This is a genomic window from Haliea sp., assembly GCF_040222615.1.
In the GTDB taxonomy this organism is placed as follows: Bacteria; Pseudomonadota; Gammaproteobacteria; order Pseudomonadales; family Halieaceae; genus Haliea.
On sequence record NZ_JAVKCQ010000211.1, the window covers coordinates 1 to 17821 of the forward strand.

The window sequence follows — 17821 nt, forward strand, 5'->3', positions numbered from 1 at the left end:
ACCGGGCTCACCGCCGAGGGTGAGCTTGTCGCCCTGATACTCGGTCTCCAGCACTTCGCCGCTAGCGCGACCGGTCAGTTTGCGAACCAGAAAGTACATCGGGCTACCAGTAAATAAAGACGGAGATGATGTGGACTACCAATGCCACCAGCAGGCCCACCGTCAGGGGGATATGAAAATACAGCCAGATCTTCATCAGGCCTCGCAGCTGCACCTCGCGCCGTACCTGGTGCAGCAACACCTGGCGGCGACCGAACAGGCCCAGCAGTTCGTTCAACACTTCCGCCTCCGACTGCTTGCGGGCATCGGGTATACGCCCGGCCAGGTGACCGATCACGACCTCCTGCTCGACGTTGGCCATGGCCTGGGCTTTCTGGCTGCTGTCTCCCGGCACCATGACCCGGGACCGGTCCCGGGCCAGCAGCTGCTGCCAGGCCGAACCGCCCACCCGGGTCAGCTCCAGGGCACTGATCACCAGCGACTGCAGATTGGCGTCGCAGCGCTCAGAGGCGTCGCGGATGCGGGCATCGACCCGAGCCAACTCGTCCAGCCGGCCATCCTGGCCACTGCCGGACTGGATGGAGGCCAGTCGACCGGGCAAATGCATATAGGCATAAAGGCCGTAAAAGCCCGACAGGATCACCAGGCACATGAGTATGTACGCCAGGGTGTGGACATTGAAGCCGAACTGCAGCGCACAGTGCAGCGTTGCCACCACCAGCAGCGCCGTCCCCAGGTACACATGGGCAGAAGCCCAGCCCTGGACAGTGCCGGCAGTCGATTTGTAGCTGCGCTTGCGCACGCCCAGCAGGCTCAGCCAGACAATGAGCAGGGCACCCAGGCTACCCAGTACATAGCCCTGCCAGGTGCCGCCATTGGGCGGCTGGGCGGCGTTGCTGCCACCCTGGGTCACATAGAGGGCGACACTGAGTACCAGCAGGAGCAGCCCCCACTTCAGGTAACGGTACTGTTGCCAGCCGAGCAGGCTCTCACGCATCCTCAACGAGCCTCCACCAGGGCGACAAACTGTTCCGGGGAAAGCCGCATGGCGGCACCTGTGGGGCAGGCCCGCACACAGGCCGGGCCGCCGGACTGGCCCATGCAGGCATCGCACTTCACGGCTTTCTTGCCACGCTCCTTGTCGGCGGCGGCAGGAGTGAATGTTTCCGGCTGGCCGGGGCCCGCGCCGCGCCCAAACAGCAGCCAGGACAGCAGCCCGGGCTTGGGCGGTGCGGCGTAGCTGAGCTTGATGGCGTTGTAGGGGCAGTTGGTCTCACAGTTGCCACAGCCGATGCAGTTGTCGGTTATGAACACCTCGCCGTCAGCGGAGCGGCGAATCGCATCCGGCGGGCAATCCTTCATGCAGTGCGGCAGCTCACAGTGGCGGCAGGAAATCGGCACGTGCAGGTTGGCGAAGGACGGACCCGCGGCCCGGTTCAAGCGCGACAGTCCGCCGTGAGTCTCCGCACAGGCGCGCTCACAGTTGTCGCAGCCCACGCACAGGGACTCGTCGATGACCAGGGCGTTGGTCGCCTCGCCCAGGCCCTGCTCCATGAGGAAACCGATGGAGCGGGCCGCCTCGGGCTGGGACGCCATGGCGTTGGTCTTCTCCAGCAGCGAGCTCAAGCGCCCCTGCAGGGTGGCGATATGTTCCGGCTGGCTGTTGACCAGGGCCAGGAACTCCGCGCGCTTGACCTTGATGGTTTCAGTACGCACCGCGGCGACAGCCGTGTCCCGTCGCAGGGGAGCACCCATCAGCGCCATCTGCCCGACCAGGTCGCCGGAGTGGTGCTGTGCCACCACCATGTTTGCGCTACCCCTGGAAAGCACGACGGTACCGCTGCGGATCAGGTGCAGGCAATCGCCCTCCTCACCCTCGCTGAACAGGGCCTGACCGGCGTTGAAGCGACAGGTTTCTACCTGGCCGGCAATCGCCGACAATTCCGCCAGCGGCAGGTTGGGGCGGAACGCGGCCTGCAGGGCGCGTACGATGAAGATGCGGTCGATACCCTTGCGCACTTCCTCGTTGGAGTTCATCAACTTGACCATGATCCGCCGCGGCGTTTCGATCAGGATCGCATCCTCGCTCACCACCGCGTCGCCCTGGCGCGGGCGCCCCGAGATCAGGCTCATCTCGCCAAAGAACTGGCCCGGCTTGAGCGTGTGCCAGGGCCCGTCCTGCTCCAGCTGCAGCTTCACTTCGCCTTCCACCAGGGTGTAGAAGGTGGTGCTGAATTCGCCGTTGCGGTACACCGGTTCGCCCGCGGGAACGAACACCGTGGAGCGCTCGCCTTTCTGTTCCACGCGGGCGAGATCAGCCGACGGCAAGCTCACCAGGATGCGGCTCTCGATGATCAGCTCACGGAAGGCCAGCGGGTTCATGCGCCGGAACATGGGGATACGCTGCTGGTACAGCTCCAGCACATCCTCTGCGTCCATCACATAGGGCAGGCCCGAGAACTGATCCTGCAACAGCGGATAGTCGGCGGGCTTGGTGTCCTTGCCGTGGATGAACTCGATGACATCGTAGCCCTGGTTCATGGCCTGCTTGATCAGCGGGTAGCCGCCCAGGGCGCCAATGACGTAAAGGCCGGCCACATTGCTCTGGTAGTGACGGTCGACATCCGGCACGGCGTCGGCGCTGGGACTGCTGATCTCGATGCCGCAGGACTCAACGAAACTGCGCGGGGGAATGGTGCCGAGACGGGCGATGATCCGGTGACAGGCCAGGCGTTCTTCGCCCGCCGGCGTGTTCAGGATAATGGCGCCCATCTCGCCGGGGCTGGCCGGCAGCTCCAGACCGGCAACGCCCGCCTCGTAGCGGCAGTGAAAGGGTCGGCTCTTGTCGTTGATCGCCGCCAGCACCGCATTCAGGTTGCCATCCTTGGCGCGGCTGAATTCGTTGCGCCGGTTGATGATATAAACCGTGTTGTAATCGGACAGGGCGATGGCGTTCTCGATGGCGGCATCACCGGCGCCGACCACCACGATGGTTTCTTTCTTGAAGTCCTCGGGGTCATCCAGGGTGTAGCGGACAAAGTCCGACTCAACATCCCCTTTCACCCCCAGGCTGCGGGGGTTGCCCTGGGTACCAATGGACAACACCACGTGCTCGGCTTCGATCTCGTCCCCGGACTGCAGTTTCAGCACGAACTGGCCGCGACTGCCGCTGATCCCGGTGACCTCGCTGTCGTACCGAACGTTCAGGCCGGCCTTGATACTGTCCTGCCAGCCCCCGAGGATTTCTTCCCGCTTGCCGGCGACAAAAGGTACCGGGCTGCGCAGGGCCAGAAACCCCGGCTCGTCCATGACGTGCTTGCCCTTCTGGTACTTCTGGATGGTCTTGGCGAAGATCGAGAAACCTTCCAGCAGGACGTAACTCGGGCTGTTGACACCGGCGTCGCGATCATACTCGGCCGCCCGGCCCGCCGCACTGAGCCCAGCAGGACCCGCGCCCACAATGGCGATGTGATATCTCTCCCCCAAGAGCGGTATCCTTTGTTGGCTTATTATCCAACTCTGCTCTCATCGCAGAGCTTAGTATTTCCACTATAGCCGCCGAATCCCGATTTGCCCAAGTTTTTCTTGCGACGATACCAACGGCACGCCGCTCTACTCAACAGCAGCAAGCGCTTCCGACAGTTTTGACACGGCGATCACCTGCATACCCTTTATTTCGCCGCGGGGGGCATTGGCACGCGGCACAATGGCGCGCCGGAAGCCGTGCTTGGCCGCCTCCGCCAGCCGCTCCTGACCGCTGGGTACCGGCCGGATTTCCCCCGACAAACCCACTTCACCAAAGATCACCATATCCCGTGGCAACTGGCGGTCGCGAAAGCTGGAGACAATGGCCATCAACAGGGCGAGGTCGGCACTCGTTTCCAGCACCTTGACTCCGCCCACCACGTTGGCGAACACATCCTGGTCACCGACCTGCAGGCCGCCGTGGCGATGCAGCACGGCCAGCAGCATTGCCAGCCGGTTCTGTTCCAGGCCCACCGCCACACGGCGGGGATTGCCGAGGGCACTGTCATCCACCAGCGCCTGGATCTCGACCAGCAGGGGCCGGGTGCCCTCCCAGACCACCATCACCGCGCTGCCGGAGGCGGGTTCGCTGCTTCGGTCCAGAAAGATGGCTGAGGGGTTGCGCACCTCCCGCAGGCCCTGCTCGGTCATGGCAAAAACCCCCAGCTCGTTGACCGCGCCGAAGCGGTTTTTCTGCCCTCGCAAGGTGCGGAAGCGGGAGTCGTGGTCGCCCTCCAGCAAAATCGAGCAGTCAATCATGTGCTCGAGCACCTTGGGGCCCGCCAGGGAACCGTCCTTGGTGACATGGCCGACCAGGAACAGCACCGTACCGGTCTGCTTGGCAAAGCGGGTCAGGAACGCGGCGCACTCCCGCACCTGGGAGACACTGCCGGGCGCCGAGTTGAGGTCATCGGAGTGCACGACCTGGATGGAATCCACCACCAGCACACGCGGCCGGTACTTGTCGGCGGCGGCGATAATGGCCTCGACATTGGTCTCCGCCATCAGGCGCAGCTTGTCCGTGGCCAGGCCCAGGCGCCGGGCCCGCATCGCCACCTGCTGCAGGGACTCCTCGCCCGTGATGTAGAGCGCTTCCATACCCGCGGCCAGGTGACACATGGTCTGCAACAGCAGGGTGCTCTTGCCGGCACCGGGGTTGCCGCCCACCAGGATGGCCGAACCCGGCACCAGGCCGCCCCCCAGCACCCGGTCGAATTCATCAGCGCCGCTGGAAAACCGCGGCAGGTCCTCCAGGTCGATTTCTGCCAACAGTCGCGCCTCTGCCAGGGTGCCGGTGTAACCACCACGGCTGCCTCCGGCCCGACCGGGGACAGGATTGCGGGTGCCGCCGGCGGCCGGGCCCAGCCGCACTTCCGCCAGCGTGTTCCAGGCCCCACAGTCGTTGCACTGCCCCTGCCACTTGGCATAATCCGAGCCACAGTCACTGCACACGAATGCGGTTTTGCTCTTTGCCATGCCCTGTCCTGCTCCTGTTCCCGGGGAAAAAGTCTGGCGTCCGGCTATCGGTTACCGGGTGAGCTCGGTATCCTAGTGTATGCGCTTGCCCAACACTACTGGATTGCCCATGTCAGACGCCTCCATCGTTCCCGAACAGCCACTGGTGTTCTCACCCGGGCTGGCGGCGACGATAGGACTGGAAGAAGCGATCCTGCTACAGCAGCTTGGCTCCCTGTTCGCGCACCGCCAACCCAGGCACAGCGACGGCTTCGCCTGGCTCGCCGTGGAGCGCGATTTCCTGCTGCGGCAGCTGCCATTCTGGACAGCCGTCGACCTGCACCGCATCACCCGCAGCCTGGCCGACAAGGGCGTGATACTGATGCAGTCGCCGCCGCTACACAGTCACGGGGAGCTGGTCTTTGCCCTGAACGAGCCCGTGCCGCAACCGCAGCAGCCGCTGCGCGCCCCCCCGAATGCGCCGCCCACCCCTTCCCGCCGTGGCGCCGGCCAGCTACCGCCCAACTGGTCCCCCAGCGAGGACCTGCTGCAGCTGCTGGCGCTGAACCACAACATACCGCGGCAATTTGCCCTCGACCAGCTGGAGGATTTCATCTTCTACTGGCGCGAGCGCGGCGAGCCGAGTCACGCCTGGGAGAACAAATTCCGCCAGCACGTCATCAGCAGCTGGCGCCGCCAGCAGCAGCTGGAGGCCGAGGCCTTCCGCATCGAGCACACCCCGGACCTGGACAACCGCTGGCGCCCCAGCCGGGACGCCCTGGAAATCATGCTGCGCAGCGGGGTGGAACGGGATTTCATCGACGAGGCAATCCCCGAGTTCATCCTCTACTGGCGCGAGCGGGGCACGGCGCCCAAAGAACTGAACTCGAAATTCATCCAGCACATTCGTATCCAGTGGGCCAAGTACACCTCAAGCATGACCCACAGCACCGAGCCCAGGCGGATCAGCGAGGACTGGCAGCCGGATGCCGACGTCTTTGATATCCTGCGTCTGTCGCACATTGACGAGGACTTCGCCCGGGGACTGCTGCCGGAATTCATCGTCTACTGGCGTGACAGCAACCAGGCCCATACCTCATGGAACAGCAAGTTCCTGCAGCATGTAAAATTCCACTGGGCCAAACAGCATCGCATTGAACAGGCAGGGCACAGCCATGACGAAGGACAGGGATCTCATCGAACGGGTCGCACGCGGGATCGCAGCCTCGCCGACGACCTCAGCGACACCTCATGGGCGGACTGAGGGCCGACGCCAGGCCAGCGAGGCCCACGTCGAGGCCATCAACCAGGTCTTCGCCCTGTTCCGGCTGAATTATCACAACCAGTACTACGCCGCCTACCCGGATGCCGAGCAGCTCAAGCAGATCAAGAAGCTGTGGCTGGACTCCCTGGCTGACTACCCGGTGGAGCAGATCCTGCGCGGAGCCCGCCACGCGATTGAGAACAGTGAGTATTTACCAACCCTGCACCGCATGCTCGAGTGTTGCCGCGAGGGCATTGCCGGGCTGGGACTGCCCGCACCCTACGATGCCTACCTGGAGGCCTGCGGCGCCCGCAGCCCGCGCTCGGCACAGACCTGGAGCCATCCCGCAGTTTACCTGGCCGGCCGCGACAGCGACTGGTTCTTCCTCGCCAACAACCCCGAGCGCCTGACCTGGCCGGTGTTCCGCCAGCACTATCAGGACTACTGCACCCGCGTGCTGCGCGGCGAGACCCTGGCCATACCCGAGGAACCGGCGCTGGAGCAGCACAGCCCCGCCCCGCTTGGCACCGAGGAACAGCTGGCGGAACTGAAAAAGCTGCGGGAGACTGCCAACTTGTGACAGCGAGAGATGCCCCCATGAACGCACCACTCCACGACGACCAACGCACAAACTACCTCGCCGAGACCCACGAGGTGGAAAACGTGTCCCGGGAGCTGGCGAACTACAACCTCTACGCTCAGGATCGCGCCCTGCGCGACGCAGTGGAGCGCGAGGGAGCAGGCTGGGCCGAGCAGGATCTTCGAGCCTTCGGCGACAGGATCGGCAGGGCCGATTACCTGCAGCTGGGTTTCGCCGCCAACCGTTACACCCCGGAGTTCGATACCCACGATCGTTTCGGCAACCGGGTGGATCTGGTCAGCTACCACCCGGCCTACCACGCCTTGATGGACACCGCTGTCAGCCACGGCCTGCACTCCTCCCCCTGGACCAGTCCGCGCCCGGGCGCGCATGTGGCGCGGGCGGCCCACAGCTACCTGCACAGCCAGGTGGAGGCAGGCCACGGCTGCCCCGTCACCATGACCTTCGCCTGCATTCCATCGATCCGCACCACGCCCGCCATTGCTGCGACCTGGGAACCCAAGATCACCGCCTGTGAGTACGACCCGCGCAATGTACCGGACCGGGACAAACGCAGCGTCACCATCGGCATGGGCATGACCGAGAAGCAGGGCGGTTCCGATGTGCGCAGCAACAGCACCCGGGCCTACCCCGTGGGCCAGCGCGGGACGGGCGAGCTGTATGAGCTGGTGGGGCACAAGTTCTTTCTCTCCGCCCCGATGTGCGACGCCTTCCTGGTGCTGGCCCAGACCGAGGCAGGGCCGGGCTGCTTCCTGGTGCCGCGCTGGCGGCCGGACGGCAGCAAGAATCCGCTGCAGGTGCTGCGCCTGAAGAAGAAGCTCAGCAACGCCTCCAATGCCTCCAGCGAAATCGAGCTGCGCGGCGCCCTGGGCTGGCTGCTGGGCGAGGAAGGCCGCGGCGTGCGCACCATCGTCGAGATGGTCAGCCTGACCCGCTTCGACTGCATGGTCGGCTCCGCCGCGGGCATGCGTATGGCCGCGTCCCAGGCCCTGCACCACTGCAGTATCCGCGGAGCATTCGGCCGGGTCCTGAATCAGCAGCCGCTGATGCAGAATGTGCTCGCCGACCTCGCCATCGAGAGCGAGGCCGCGCTGGTTACCGGCATGCGCATGGCCCGGGCCCTGGACAACCCCGGTGACGAGCAGGAGGCCCTGTTGATGCGCCTCGGCGTTGCGGTGGGCAAGTACTGGATCTGCAAGCGCAGCCCCAACCACGCCTACGAGGCCATGGAGTGCATCGGCGGCAGCGGGGTAATGGAAGACAGCATGATGCCGCGCCTGTACCGGGAAGCGCCGGTCAACGCCATCTGGGAAGGCAGCGGCAACGTGCAGTGCCTGGACGTACTGCGGGCGCTGCATAAATCGCCGCGGGTGGTGGAAGCCTTCTTCGCTGAGACCGGCAAGGCCCGTGGACGAAACGCCGCCCTGGACCGCCAGCTGGACACCCTGGCCCGCGATCTCAAGGACCCCGCGGACATGGAATACCGCGCCCGCAGCGTGGTCGACCGCCTGGCAACCGCCCTGCAGGCGGCGCTGCTCCTGCAACACTCCCCCGGCGAAGTCGCCGGCGCATTCTGCGCCTCGCGCCTCGAGGCTGCCGGGCACCACAACTACGGTGCCCTCCCCCGGGGCATCGACTGCGCATCCATCATTGAACGGTCAACCCCGAAAGCCTGAATGTACTGCCTTGATCGGGGACCCGGTGGCTGGCTGCTTCCGGGCGGGACTGTATGAAACATGAATGTTTCATACAAGCCCCCATGGATGGGTTCACGGCGTGTCCCGCCCGGGAGCAGCCAGGCGCCGGGGCCGCGGAATCTGGCGACAGCAAATGTCAGTTGTCGTAATTACCGCGCGCGAGATTCTCGAACCGGGTGAATTGCCCGATAAACGCGAGGCGGCAGGTTCCGATGGGGCCATTCCGCTGCTTGCCGAGAATAATCTCAGCGGTGCCCTTGTCCGGGGAGTCTTCGTTATAGACCTCATCCCGGTAGATGAACATGATCACGTCCGCGTCCTGCTCAATCGCACCGGATTCCCGCAGGTCTGAGTTCACCGGGCGCTTGTTCGGGCGCTGCTCCAGGGCCCGGTTAAGCTGGGACAGGGCAACCATCGGGCACTGGAACTCTTTGGCGATGGCCTTGAGGCTACGGGAAATCTCGGAAATCTCCGCGGTACGCCCCTCCGAGGAGCCGGCGATCTGCATCAGCTGGATGTAGTCCACCATGATCATCCCGATCTGGCCGTGCTCGCGGGCAATGCGGCGGGCACGGCTGCGCACTTCTGTCGGGGTCAGCGCCGGAGTGTCGTCGATGAACAGCGGCCGGTCCTTGAGCTTGGAAACCGCGGCGCTCAGTTTCGGCCAGTCCTCCTGCTCCAGTTTGCCGTTGCGGATCCGGGTCTGGTCGATGCGGCCAACCGAAGACAGCATACGGATGATCAGCTGCTCCGCGGGCATCTCCATGCTGAATACGAGGATCGGCTTGTCCTGACCCAGCACGGCATTCTCCACCAGATTCATGGCAAAGCTGGTCTTCCCCATCGACGGCCGGCCGGCGACGATGACCAGGTCCGAAGGCTGCAGCCCGGAGGTCATGCGATTCAAGTCGAGGAAGCCACTATCGAGGCCGGTGATATCGCCGCCGGAGTGAAACAGCTCCTCGATCCGGCTCAGGGCCGACTGCAGCAGAGGATTCACTTCCCGCGGCCCTCCGGCCTTGGGCCCCTGCTCGGAGATCTGCATGATCAGGCGCTCGGCCTCGTCGATCAGCTCGTCGGAGGTACGCCCCTCCGGACTGAAACCGCTCTCCGCAATCACCTGCGCCGCCTCGATAAGCTTGCGCAGGCTGGCGCGCTCGCTGACGACCTGGGCATAGGCGCGGATATTCGAGGCGCTGGGGGTGTTGCTGGCAAGCTCGGCCAGATACCCCAGGCCGCCGGCCGCGTCAAGTTCGCCATTGGCCGTCAGGCGATCCGCCACGGTGATCACGTCAACCGGCTGCGCCGCCTCCGCCAGCTTGGCAATCTGGCGGAAAATCAGGCGGTGATCCGGCCGATAGAAATCCTGGGCCGTGACCGCTTCCGCCACCGCGTCCCAGCCGTCCGCGGACAACAGCAGACCCCCGAGTACCGACTGCTCGGCCTCAATGGAATGCGGCTGCATCTTGATGCGTGCAATATCCCGGTCGCTGACGCCACGCCCGCTGCCATAGGGAGGCTCGGAGATGACGTCGGGGTAGTCGGTATCAGGCATGCAGATCTGCTGTGACAGTCGAGGGCAGGACAGGTTAGCGGATTTTGCCGGGCATGGAAAAGGGCGCGCCGGATTTATTCAATCCGGCGCACTCCGGGAAGCGGGGAGAGACCCGGGCAGGATGCCCGGGACGGGCGTCCTACTCGGGAACGACGGCGATTACGACCGTAGCGGTAACATCGCCGTGCACCTGGATATCCACCTCGAACTCACCCAGTTCACGCAGGGGACCTTCGGGCAGGCGCACTTCGGATTTGTCGACTTCGCAGCCAGCCGCTACAAGGGCCTCGGCGATATCGCGAGTACCGACGGAACCGAACAGCTTGCCTTCCTCACCGGCATTGGCGCCGATGGAGATGGGCTGCAGGGCATTCAGGGCCTCGGCGCGCTTCTCGGCGGCAGCCAGGGTCGCGGCCGCGGCCGCTTCCAGCTCGGCGCGGCGGGTTTCGAACTCGGCAATGTTGTCCCGGGTCGCAGGCACAGCCTTGCCCTGGGGGACAAGGAAGTTGCGACCGTAACCGGCTTTGACATCCACCTTGTCGCCCAGGCCACCCAGGTTGCCGATATTTTCCAGCAATATGACTTCCATCTTGATTTCCTCTCTCAGGGGAGTCGCCTCCCGCTTGGTTTAAATCTTCAGTCGCGGTCATCACTGTCGTCGCGGCGGGATACACTGTTCCCGGCGCGGGCCTGCCAGCGCTGGCGGAATCCCAACCAGCTGTCGGCCACAGCCGCGACCACCACCATTATCTTCACCAGGTCGAACAGCACCCAGGCGATGTAAAATCCAGCCAACAACCCCGTCCCCCGCCCGCGCAGTGTTACCCGCGCGTGCAACAAGGCCATGCCAGCCACGGTCAGGGGCACCACGCAGATGGCCGCCCAGGACCGGTACTCAAGCCCGAGACTGCTCAGGCCCAGCGCCACCGCCAGCAGCAGGCTACTGACAGCAGGCGGGTAATACAGGGCGCGAAACTCGCTGCCAAACCCGCCCGGATTGTAGAGCGCCGCCTGCCACCAGCGCGCGAGCAACAAACAGAGCGCGCTGAGCACCGCATTGGCGGCGCCAAGCATGCCGGCGATCTGCAAGGCCGTCGGTCGGGCCAGGGTGACCGCCGTAGCGCCCTCGGCAGCCATCTGCTGTTCGAGGTTGCCCAGAAACTGGTCGAAAAACGCCAGCATCTGCTCCAGCACGGGGCCACCGAAAACGGCCACTCCCCATCCTGTCACCAGGCCCACCGGGACACTGGCCAATAGCGCCAGCGGCAAGCTGACCGAGAACCTGAGCACCAGCGCCAGAACAGTCGTGCCGAGCAGCAGGGCCAGCGGGCCGCTATCGCCGAAAGCGAACATCAAGGCCCCGGCGGGCAGCAGCGCCCACAACAACAGCCAGGCACCTGGCCCGGCTCCTCGCCGCAGGGTCACCAGGGCAATCGCAGCAGCGCTGACCCAGCAGAACAGCAGGCTACCCGCACCGGCAACCGCAACCACCAGCGCCTGCAGGCGGCCGCGCATGATGAAACTGGCCAGGCCTTTCAACACGGGCCTCCCAAGGTCACGCCGCCCACGGCGGCGTGAGTCCGGGGATACTTACTGGTGCGAATCCGAGTAGGGCAACAGCGCCAGAAAGCGCGCGCGCTTAACGGCAGTAGCCAGCTGGCGCTGGTACCGGGCCTTGGTACCGGTAATCCGGCTGGGTACGATCTTGCCGGTTTCGGAAACGTACGCTTTCAGCGTTTCCAGATCCTTGTAGTCGATTTCCTTCGTGCCTTCGGCAGTGAAGCGACAAAACTTGCGGCGACGGAAAAAACGTGCCATGAACCTACTCCTCTTGAACCTTGATAGTCGTTACCGGACTGCGAGCGGCTTATTCGCCAGACTCGTCATCGCCTTCGTCGTCGTTGCTGCTCGCGCGGGGCGCACGTTCGGCTTCTGCCGACTGGCGCTCCTCGTAGCGGGTCTTGCGCTCGCGGCTTTCCTTCTCGGCCTTCATGATGAATGACTCATCGGTGACGGCTTCATCGCGGCGGATGACCAGGTTACGCAGGACGGCGTCGTTGTAACGGAAGGTGGTGGTCAGTTCTTCCATCGCTTCGTTGGAAGCCTCAACATTCATCAGGATATAGTGCGCCTTGTGAATCTTGTTGATGGGGTAGGCCAGCTGGCGACGACCCCAGTCTTCCAGACGGTGCACGGAGCCGCCGTCTTTCTGGATGGTATTGGAGTAGCGCTCGATCATGCCGGGCACCTGTTCGGACTGGTCCGGGTGGACCATAAATACAACTTCGTAATGACGCATCGTGGCTCCTTACGGGTTAATGCTACCCATCAGCGTGGTGTAGCAAGGAGAATCGGCTGCTGAAACAGCCGGGCAAAATTCAGGCCGCGGATTCTATAGAGTTTGCCGGCTTCCCGCAAGCACCTTGACGAGGCGGCTGGCGCTACACCTGCTGGCGCTGGCGCACCACTTCGAACAGACAGATCCCGGTCGCTACCGACACATTCAGGCTGCTGACCGAGCCCGCCATGGGCAACTTGACCAGGTGGTCGCAGAGTTCCCGGGTAAGTCGCCTGAGGCCTGCGCCCTCGGCGCCCATCACCAGGGCCACGGAACCCCGGAGGTCGGACTCGTATACGGTCGACTGCGCCTCCCCGGCGGTGCCGTAAATCCAGACACCGCGGGCCTTCAGGGCTTCCAGGGTACGGGCGATATTGGTCACCCGGGCAAAGGGCACCACCTCGGCAGCGCCACAGGCCACCTTGCTGACGGTGGGACCGAGGTCCGCGGATTTATCCTTGGGCACCACCACCGCATGGACGCCGGCGGCATCCGCACTGCGCAGGCAGGCGCCGAGGTTGTGAGGGTCGGTGATGCCATCCAGTACCAGCAACAGCACAGGACCCGGGCTGTCATCCACCAGCCGCAGCAGGTCGACTTCATCCAGCAGGTTGCCGCCCAGCGCCGCAGGGCCAGCGGCGGTCGCCTCCGCAACCGTGGCTATCGCACCCTGGTGGCGACCCTGAACCCGTTCGTCCAGTACCTTGCGTGGCTCGCGCACCACGGCCACGCCCTGGTTGCGGGCCAACGCCTCGAGACTGGCAATGCGTTTGTCCGCCCGCCCCTGCTGCAGAGCCAGCTGGCGCACCGCGGCAGGGTTGCGCCGCAGCAGGCCGTCGACTGCGTGAATGCCGTAGATGTACTGCACAGCGAAAACCTAGCGGCGACGGCGGCGGCGGGACTTGCCGGCAGGTGCCGACTGCTCCGGATCGGCAGTGGATTTGGCCGCCGCGGGGGCCTTTTTCTTGCCGGCGCCGGACTTCTTCGCCGCCGCGGATTTCTTCCGCGGCGCGGGCTGGCTGGCATCCACCTTTTTCCCGGCCTTCCTCCGCGGTTTCCTGGCCGCGCCAGCAGCTGGTGGCGCAGAGTCAATCAGCTCCAGATCCACTTTCTTGTCATCCAGGTCCACCCGGGCCACCTGCACCCGCACGCGGCCACCGAGCTTGTAGCTGCGACCACTGCGCTCCCCGACCAGACGCTGGTGGGAGGCGTCAAAGCTGTAGTAGTCCCCCGGCAGGGCGCTGATGTGTACCAGGCCTTCTATATAGATAGGCTGCAACTCCACAAACAAGCCGAAGCTGGTGACCGCGGCAATTACCCCGTCAAACTCGTCACCTACATGGTCCTGCAGGAACTCGCACTTGAGCCAGGACTCCACATCGCGGGTGGCGTCATCCGCCCGCCGCTCGGTCATGGAGCAGTGTATGCCCTGGGCCACCATGTCACGCTCGTCGTAGGGGAAGATCTGCTCCCGGGGCAGCAGCGGCGCACCGCGCTGCCGCACCACGGTTTTGGTCCGCACCTTGGAACGGATGATGTGGCGGATGCCGCGATGCACCAGCAGGTCTGCGTAGCGCCGGATCGGAGAGGTGAAGTGGGCATAGGCCGGGTAATGCAGGCCGAAATGGCCTTCATTCTCCGGTTGGTATACCGCCTGGCGCAGGGAGCGCAGCAGCATGGTCTGGATGACATTGGCATCGTCGCGGCCCTGCACCTCATCCAGCAACTTGCCGTAATGGGCCGGGGTCGGCTTGTCGCCGCCGCGCAGGTCCAGGCCCAACTCACCGAGGAAAGCTCGCAGGTTCTCCAGTTTCTCGGGAGTGGGACCCTCGTGCACCCGGTACAATACCGGTAGCTTGTGCTCTTCATAGAAGCGCGCGGCCGCCACGTTGGCGCACAGCATGCACTCCTCGATCAGCTTGTGGGCGTCGTTGCGCACCACCGGCACGATGGCCTCGATCTTGCGCTGCTCGTTGAACAGGATGCGGGTCTCGGTGGTCTCGAAATCGATGGCGCCGCGGTCACCCCGGGCGCTGCGCAGCACTTTATACAGCGACTGCAGACGTTTCAGGTCTTTCAGCAGACCCTTGCTGATCTCGGGATGAGCGCCCTGCTCCAGCGCCTCGCCGACCTGGGTGTAGGTCAGCCGGGCGTGAGAGTGAATCACCGCCTCGTAGAAGCGGAACCCGGTCAGCTTGCCCGAACCGTTGAGCTCCATCTCACAGACCATGGCCAGGCGATCCACCTCCGGCTTCAAGGAGCACAGCCCGTTGGACAGGGCCTCCGGGAGCATGGGCACCACCTGTTCCGGGAAGTACACCGAGTTGCCACGCTGGGCCGCTTCCTGATCCAGCGCCGAGCCCGCCTGCACATAGTGCGAAACGTCGGCGATAGCCACCCACAGACGCCAGCCGCGCAGGCGCTTCTCGCAATACACGGCGTCGTCGAAATCACGGGCGTCTTCGCCGTCGATAGTGACAAAAGCGAGCTTCCGCAGGTCCGCGCGGTGCAGCTTGTCCTCTTCACGGGGCTCCGCCTCCAGGGAGCCGGCCTCTCGCAGGACCTCTTCCGGCCACTCATGGGGAATGTTGTGGGAGCGGATGGCAACATCGATTTCCAGGCCGGGGTCCAGATGCTCCCCCAGTACCTCGACGATAGTGCCCTTGGCGCCAAGATTGCGGGTGGGGTAGTCGGTGATCTCGGCGGTGACAATCTGGCCCGACTTAGCGCCACCCTTGAGCTTCGGCGGGATCAGGATGCGGTGGTTGACGCGGCTGTTGTCCGGCACCACGAAGCCGATGCCGCTCTCTTCTTCATAGCGGCCCACGATACGGCTGGTACCGCGCTGCAGAACCTCGACCACCCTGCCTTCCGGGCGTCCGCGCCGGTCCAGACCGATCACGGTGACCAGAACCTCGTCGCCGTCGAACACGAACTGCATCTGGCGTGAACTCAGGTAGAGATCATCACCCTGCTCCAGGGGGATGGCGAAGCCGTAGCCGTCCCGATGGCCCTGCACCCGGCAGCGGATCAGGTTCATTTTGTCCACCAGGCCATAGGCCCCGCGGCGGTTAACCATCAGCTGGCCATCGCGCTCCATGGCTCGCAGGCGCTTGCGCAGGGCTTCCACCGAATCTTCATCTTCAAGCAGGAGCTGTTTGGCGATATGAGCGTGGCTGAGAGGCTTGTCCGCGTTGGTGAGCAGGTCGAGGATCGCCTCGCGACTGGGGATGGGATTGTCGTAACGGGCGGCTTCGCGCTCGGCGTGGGGGTCGGCAATCTTGCCTTTTTTGGTCATATGGAGGGAGATATCCTTGTCTGTTTTCACTGGGTCAAAATTTACTGGCCGACAGTATACGCGAGGATTGACAAAGCTGCCCGGGAAAAGTAAAGTGCGCGCCCTCGGGTAGTCCACCGCGATTACACGATGCCCAGGTGGTGAAATTGGTAGACACGCTAGCTTCAGGTGCTAGTGCTCGAAAGGGCGTGGAGGTTCAAGTCCTCTCCTGGGCACCATCCCATCAGTAATTCCAAGCCTTCCCGGCTAATCCATTAAAAATCCCAACATAAAACCCCACAAAATGTGAGCGGTAGAAACGCGACCTCACGATTCCCGCCAAGCAAGAAAAAACCCGGCCCGACCTGGGCGCACTAAGTGGTGCCAGTGGCACCATAAACCCCGCCCGGCGGTGACGGGGTTTCCCCTTGCATCAGCCGGAACCTTGTGCAGTATTGGCCCAGAGATCACCCGAGTGGCAGGCCCGCCATCGTCACTAGCGAGCGCAGCGGGGTAGTGACGATGGCTCCGAGCCCAGAAAGTACGCTGCGGCGAGGCCGATTTTCGGCAGGACGCGCGCGTGACGGGTTCGTAGACTACCCACCGTAGACAGAATTACCCGTGGCCACTGCGGATCAGTGGCACAGAGGGGGCCCGCCCTCGACCATCCGGTCAAAACGGGCCCGTGCGCCCAGGACTGCTTACGGCGCACCGACCTCAGGGTCGGCAGTCCGTTCTCCACATCGCGGCAACTTGTCGCCCAACTCAAAGGGGGTGCTTATACCACTACCATTATCACTCGGCCCCCTGGGGCCACGCGTGTATACACAATAGGAATCTCCCCCAGGAGATCGGTTGTGTAGCCTGTTTACAGGCGCTTTCAGGTCGAAGGGAGTGGTGTCCCGTGATCCTTGCCGGTTTCCGGATGCGGTGGGTTAGTCCCCACGCCTGATCAGAAACACTAACCGAGACAGATAAGCACCGTAAGAGACCTGAACAACCAATCTAAACAACGCTGCGTTGACACGCGTCACGTGACACAGTAACGTTTGCTGCATGATCAAGTCCTTCGCTGATAAACGAACGCAAGAGCTCTACTCCAAGGGCAAGAGCAGAAAGTTCCCCGCCGATGTTGCTCCGCGAGCGGCCAGAAAACTTGAATACGTGCATCTGGCGGAACAGCTGGACGACTTGAAAGTGCCGCCCGGTAATCGCCTGCATCCACTCTTCGGAAACAGGCAAGGGCAGCACGCGATTTCCATAAACGATCAGTGGCGGATCTGCTTTCGATTTGAAGATGGCGACGCCTACGAGGTCGAAGTGTGTGACTACCATTGAAAGGAGCAATGATTATGGCTATTCCCAACACTGTCGGGATGCAGCGCAAGCCGACCCATCCAGGTGAAATGCTCAGGGAAGATTTCCTGCCGGACTATGGCCTGACGGTTGCCCGGCTGGCCGAATCTTTGGGTGTCTCCCGGCAGTCAGTGAATGAACTCCTGCGCGAACGCCGTGCCGTCAGCCCTGAAATGGCACTCCGGCTTGCCCGGCTGTTTGGCAACTCGCCCGAGTTCTGGCTGAATGCACAGCGTGCAATTGATCTGTGGGCGGCGGCTCAATCTGTCAAGGACGAAGTTGATCGGATTAAACCATTACACGCTGCATAGCCAGGCCACCCACTACGTGGGAAGGGCTTCGAGGCAACCAACTCGATGGGGCTCGGCTTCGATGTACACCGGCACTACATCCGCGCCAACGGCCGTGTGGTCATGATCCGGGAAGATGCCAATGGCACGGTAACGCACCGCTATGTGCATACCGATCACCTGGGCAGCACCACCGCCCTGACGGAAGAATCCACCGGCACGGTGCTGGAACGCTACAGCTATGACGCCTGGGGTGTGCGCCGCAACCCGACCACCTGGCAACCCGCTGCGATCATCAGCCAGGAGAAACGCGGCTATACCGGCCACGAACACCTGGATGATGTCGGGATCATTCACATGAACGGGCGGGTCTACAGTCCCAGCCTGGGGCGGAACTTGAGCCCGGACCCGGTGACAGTCGCGCCGGAAGATGCCCAGGGGTCCACTCGCTCCAGTTATGAGC

At 63.8% G+C, this 17821-nt stretch carries 16 protein-coding genes and 1 tRNA gene; 7 read left to right on the top strand and 10 right to left on the bottom strand.

Going from position 1 to position 17821, the window contains the following annotated elements; translation table 11 throughout:
* Positions 1-103: 103 nt before the first annotated feature.
* The 3 genes from RJQ10_RS16515 to radA form a co-directional block, all read right to left on the bottom strand.
* Positions 104-997 (bottom strand): hypothetical protein, encoded by an 894-nt coding sequence (locus tag RJQ10_RS16515; protein WP_350148479.1) that lies wholly within the window; start codon positions 995-997, stop codon positions 104-106.
* Positions 998-999: 2 nt separating this feature from the next.
* Positions 1000-3486 carry a cyclic nucleotide-binding domain-containing protein gene (locus RJQ10_RS16520; RefSeq protein ID WP_350148480.1) on the bottom strand — a complete coding sequence of 829 codons (2487 nt, stop codon included), beginning with the start codon at positions 3484-3486 and terminating at the stop codon, positions 1000-1002.
* A gap of 126 nt (positions 3487-3612) precedes the next feature.
* Positions 3613-5001, bottom strand: a complete 1389-nt coding sequence (gene radA / locus RJQ10_RS16525; RefSeq protein WP_350148481.1) for a DNA repair protein RadA — start codon at positions 4999-5001, stop codon at positions 3613-3615.
* Between the two features lie 109 nt (positions 5002-5110).
* On the opposite strand from radA, the gene RJQ10_RS16530 reads away from it, so the two are divergent.
* Genes RJQ10_RS16530 through RJQ10_RS16540 form a run of 3 tightly spaced genes read left to right on the top strand, consistent with a single transcriptional unit; the run spans position 5111 to position 8521 of the window.
* The gene (locus tag RJQ10_RS16530; protein ID WP_350148482.1) at positions 5111-6244 is read left to right on the top strand and encodes a DnaT-like ssDNA-binding domain-containing protein; all 1134 of its coding nucleotides are present in this window, start codon (positions 5111-5113) and stop codon (positions 6242-6244) included.
* Positions 6156-6824, top strand: coding sequence for a replication protein P (locus RJQ10_RS16535; RefSeq protein ID WP_350148483.1), 669 nt, complete (start codon positions 6156-6158; stop codon positions 6822-6824). Before RJQ10_RS16530 ends, RJQ10_RS16535 begins: the two co-directional genes overlap by 89 nt.
* A gap of 17 nt (positions 6825-6841) precedes the next feature.
* Complete coding sequence (locus RJQ10_RS16540) at positions 6842-8521, top strand: acyl-CoA dehydrogenase family protein (protein ID WP_350148484.1); 1680 nt, start codon at positions 6842-6844, stop codon at positions 8519-8521.
* Positions 8522-8678: 157 nt separating this feature from the next.
* On the opposite strand, the gene dnaB is transcribed toward RJQ10_RS16540, so the two are convergent.
* The 7 genes from dnaB to rnr form a co-directional block, all read right to left on the bottom strand.
* Positions 8679-10097 (bottom strand): replicative DNA helicase, encoded by a 1419-nt coding sequence (gene dnaB, locus RJQ10_RS16545; RefSeq protein ID WP_350148485.1) that lies wholly within the window; start codon positions 10095-10097, stop codon positions 8679-8681.
* Positions 10098-10236: 139 nt separating this feature from the next.
* The gene (rplI, locus tag RJQ10_RS16550) at positions 10237-10686 is read right to left on the bottom strand and encodes a 50S ribosomal protein L9 (protein WP_350148486.1); all 450 of its coding nucleotides are present in this window, start codon (positions 10684-10686) and stop codon (positions 10237-10239) included.
* A 47-nt stretch (positions 10687-10733) separates the two neighbouring features.
* Positions 10734-11639, bottom strand: coding sequence for a hypothetical protein (locus RJQ10_RS16555; RefSeq protein WP_350148487.1), 906 nt, complete (start codon positions 11637-11639; stop codon positions 10734-10736).
* Positions 11640-11687: 48 nt separating this feature from the next.
* Positions 11688-11915 carry a 30S ribosomal protein S18 gene (gene rpsR / locus RJQ10_RS16560; RefSeq protein WP_350148488.1) on the bottom strand — a complete coding sequence of 76 codons (228 nt, stop codon included), beginning with the start codon at positions 11913-11915 and terminating at the stop codon, positions 11688-11690.
* A 49-nt stretch (positions 11916-11964) separates the two neighbouring features.
* A complete protein-coding gene (gene rpsF / locus RJQ10_RS16565; protein WP_350148489.1) occupies positions 11965-12396 on the bottom strand; it encodes a 30S ribosomal protein S6 in 432 nt (143 codons plus the stop codon).
* Between the two features lie 142 nt (positions 12397-12538).
* Positions 12539-13303, bottom strand: coding sequence for a 23S rRNA (guanosine(2251)-2'-O)-methyltransferase RlmB (gene rlmB, locus RJQ10_RS16570; RefSeq protein ID WP_350148490.1), 765 nt, complete (start codon positions 13301-13303; stop codon positions 12539-12541).
* Positions 13304-13312: 9 nt separating this feature from the next.
* A complete protein-coding gene (gene rnr / locus RJQ10_RS16575) occupies positions 13313-15733 on the bottom strand; it encodes a ribonuclease R (RefSeq protein WP_350148491.1) in 2421 nt (806 codons plus the stop codon).
* A gap of 131 nt (positions 15734-15864) precedes the next feature.
* Between rnr and RJQ10_RS16580 the strand changes: the two genes are divergently transcribed.
* The 4 genes from RJQ10_RS16580 to RJQ10_RS16595 all read left to right on the top strand — a co-directional run.
* Positions 15865-15951, top strand: a tRNA-Leu gene (locus RJQ10_RS16580).
* Between the two features lie 817 nt (positions 15952-16768).
* Positions 16769-17050, top strand: coding sequence for a type II toxin-antitoxin system RelE/ParE family toxin (locus RJQ10_RS16585; RefSeq protein WP_350148492.1), 282 nt, complete (start codon positions 16769-16771; stop codon positions 17048-17050).
* A gap of 14 nt (positions 17051-17064) precedes the next feature.
* Positions 17065-17379: a HigA family addiction module antitoxin gene (locus tag RJQ10_RS16590; RefSeq protein WP_350148493.1), complete on the top strand. Its 315-nt coding sequence runs from the start codon at positions 17065-17067 to the stop codon at positions 17377-17379.
* A gap of 45 nt (positions 17380-17424) precedes the next feature.
* On the top strand, positions 17425-17821 hold a 397-nt coding region (locus RJQ10_RS16595; RefSeq protein ID WP_350148494.1), incomplete at its 3' end, for an RHS repeat-associated core domain-containing protein.